This is a genomic window from Stenotrophomonas sp. TWI700, from assembly GCF_039673645.1.
In the GTDB taxonomy this organism is placed as follows: domain Bacteria; phylum Pseudomonadota; class Gammaproteobacteria; order Xanthomonadales; family Xanthomonadaceae; genus Stenotrophomonas; species Stenotrophomonas maltophilia_AA.
Genome location: NZ_JBDJMB010000057.1, coordinates 2501 through 5437, shown reverse-complemented (window position 1 = coordinate 5437; position 2937 = coordinate 2501). Strand labels below are relative to the sequence as shown.

General features: G+C 53.4%; 2 rRNA genes (1 of these 2 running past the window's edge). Both read right to left on the bottom strand.

The features are described 5' to 3' along the window. Positions 1-9 precede the first annotated feature (9 nt). Positions 10-124, bottom strand: a 5S ribosomal RNA gene (rrf, locus tag ABE473_RS18745). A 125-nt stretch (positions 125-249) separates the two neighbouring features. After that, positions 250-2937 (bottom strand): 23S ribosomal RNA (locus ABE473_RS18740); it runs 191 nt beyond the window's last position.

Below are 2937 nucleotides of genomic sequence, written 5' to 3'. Positions count from 1 at the left end.
GGGTAAAAACCCTGGCGATGACCTACTCTCGCATGGCTTAGGCCACACTACCATCGGCGCAGCTGCGTTTCACTTCCGAGTTCGGGATGGGATCGGGTGGTTCCACAGCGCTAATTTCACCAGGGAGACAGTTGGAGCGTCGCCATCCTAAAGAAACGGATAAGGCGCCTGCCTCTCGTAAGTCTTGTGACGTAGCGTGCACTTGGGATCTATCGACATGTCATGTCGGCCAAGGCAACTTGAGGTTATATGGTCAAGCCACACGGATCATTAGTATCAGTTAGCTCAATACATTGCTGTACTTACACACCTGACCTATCAACCACATAGTCTATATGGTTCCTTCAGGGGGCTTGTGCCCCGGGAGATCTCATCTTGAGGCGCGCTTCCCGCTTAGATGCTTTCAGCGGTTATCGCTTCCGAACATAGCTACCCGGCAATGCCACTGGCGTGACAACCGGAACACCAGAGGTTCGTCCACTCCGGTCCTCTCGTACTAGGAGCAGCCCCTCTCAAATCTCCAACGCCCATGGCAGATAGGGACCGAACTGTCTCACGACGTTCTGAACCCAGCTCGCGTACCACTTTAAATGGCGAACAGCCATACCCTTGGGACCGACTACAGCCCCAGGATGTGATGAGCCGACATCGAGGTGCCAAACACCGCCGTCGATATGAACTCTTGGGCGGTATCAGCCTGTTATCCCCGGAGTACCTTTTATCCGTTGAGCGATGGCCCTTCCATACAGAACCACCGGATCACTAAGTCCTAGTTTCCTACCTGCTTGATCCGTCGATCTTGCAGTCAAGCACGCTTATGCCTTTGCACACAGTGCGCGATGTCCGACCGCGCTGAGCGTACCTTCGAGCTCCTCCGTTACTCTTTAGGAGGAGACCGCCCCAGTCAAACTACCCACCATACACGGTCCCCGATCCAGATTATGGACCTAGGTTAGAACGTCAAGCACGACAGGGTGGTATTTCAAGGATGGCTCCACTGCAGCTAGCGCCACAGTTTCATAGCCTCCCACCTATCCTACACAGACGAACTCAACGTTCAGTGTAAAGCTATAGTAAAGGTTCACGGGGTCTTTCCGTCTTGCCACGGGAACGCTGCATCTTCACAGCGATTTCAATTTCACTGAGTCTCGGGTGGAGACAGCGCCGCTGTCGTTACGCCATTCGTGCAGGTCGGAACTTACCCGACAAGGAATTTCGCTACCTTAGGACCGTTATAGTTACGGCCGCCGTTTACTGGGGCTTCGATCAAGAGCTTCGCCTTGCGGCTGACCCCATCAATTAACCTTCCAGCACCGGGCAGGCGTCACACCCTATACGTCCACTTTCGTGTTTGCAGAGTGCTGTGTTTTTGATAAACAGTCGCAGCGGCCTGGTTACTGCGGCCCTCTTCAGCTATAGCTCGCATGAGCCACCAAAAAGGGCGCACCTTCTCCCGAAGTTACGGTGCCATGTTGCCTAGTTCCTTCACCCGAGTTCTCTCAAGCGCCTGAGAATTCTCATCCTACCCACCTGTGTCGGTTTACGGTACGGTCTGCGTAAGCTGAAGCTTAGGAGCTTTTCCTGGAAGCGTGGTATCAGTGACTTCGCCTTAAAGGCTCGTCTCGGTGCTCGGTCTTAAAGGATCCCGGATTTGCCAAAGATCCAAACCTACCGCCTTTCCCCCGGACAACCAACGCCGGGTACACCTAACCTTCTCCGTCCCTCCATCGCACTTACGCGAGGTGCAGGAATATTAACCTGCTTCCCATCGACTACGACTTTCGTCCTCGCCTTAGGGGCCGACTCACCCTGCGCCGATTAACGTTGCGCAAGGAAACCTTGGGCTTTCGGCGTGCGGGTTTTTCACCCGCATTATCGTTACTCATGTCAGCATTCGCACTTCCGATACCTCCAGCAGACTTCTCAATCCACCTTCAACGGCTTACGGAACGCTCCTCTACCGCGTACATATAAATATGCACACCCCAAGCTTCGGTTCACTGCTTAGCCCCGTTAAATCTTCCCCGCAGACCGACTCGACCAGTGAGCTATTACGCTTTCTTTAAAGGGTGGCTGCTTCTAAGCCAACCTCCTGGCTGTCTGTGCCTTTCCACATGGTTTTCCACTTAGCAGTGAATTTGGGACCTTAGCTGTGGGTCTGGGTTGTTTCCCTTTTCACGACGGACGTTAGCACCCGCCGTGTGTCTCCCATACAGTCCGTCTCGGTATTCGGAGTTTGCAATGGTTTGGTAAGTCGCGATGACCCCCTAGCCATAACAGTGCTCTACCCCCGAGAGGATACATATGAGGCGCTACCTAAATAGCTTTCGAGGAGAACCAGCTATCTCCGGGTTCGATTAGCTTTTCACTCCTAATCACAGCTCATCCCCGTCTTTTGCAACAGACGTGGGTTCGGGCCTCCAGTACCTGTTACGGCACCTTCACCCTGGCCATGACTAGATCACCCGGTTTCGGGTCTACTGCCCGCGACTATGCGCCCTTATCAGACTCGGTTTCCCTTCGCCTCCCCTATACGGTTAAGCTTGCCACGAACAGTAAGTCGCTGACCCATTATACAAAAGGTACGCAGTCACTCTTTCGAGCTCCTACTGCTTGTACGCACACGGTTTCAGGATCTATTTCACTCCCCTCTCCGGGGTTCTTTTCGCCTTTCCCTCACGGTACTGGTTCACTATCGGTCGGTCAGTAGTATTTAGCCTTGGAGGATGGTCCCCCCATGTTCAGACAGGGTTTCACGTGCCCCGCCCTACTCGTCTTCACTGGAGTGGCCCTTTTAAATACAGGGCTATCACCTTCTATGGCCAGCCGTTCCAGGCTGTTTTTCTAGAACCATTCCAGCTTAAGGGCTAGTCCCCGTTCGCTCGTCGCTACTCAGGGAATCTCGGTTGATTTCTTTTCCTCTGGTTACTTAGATAT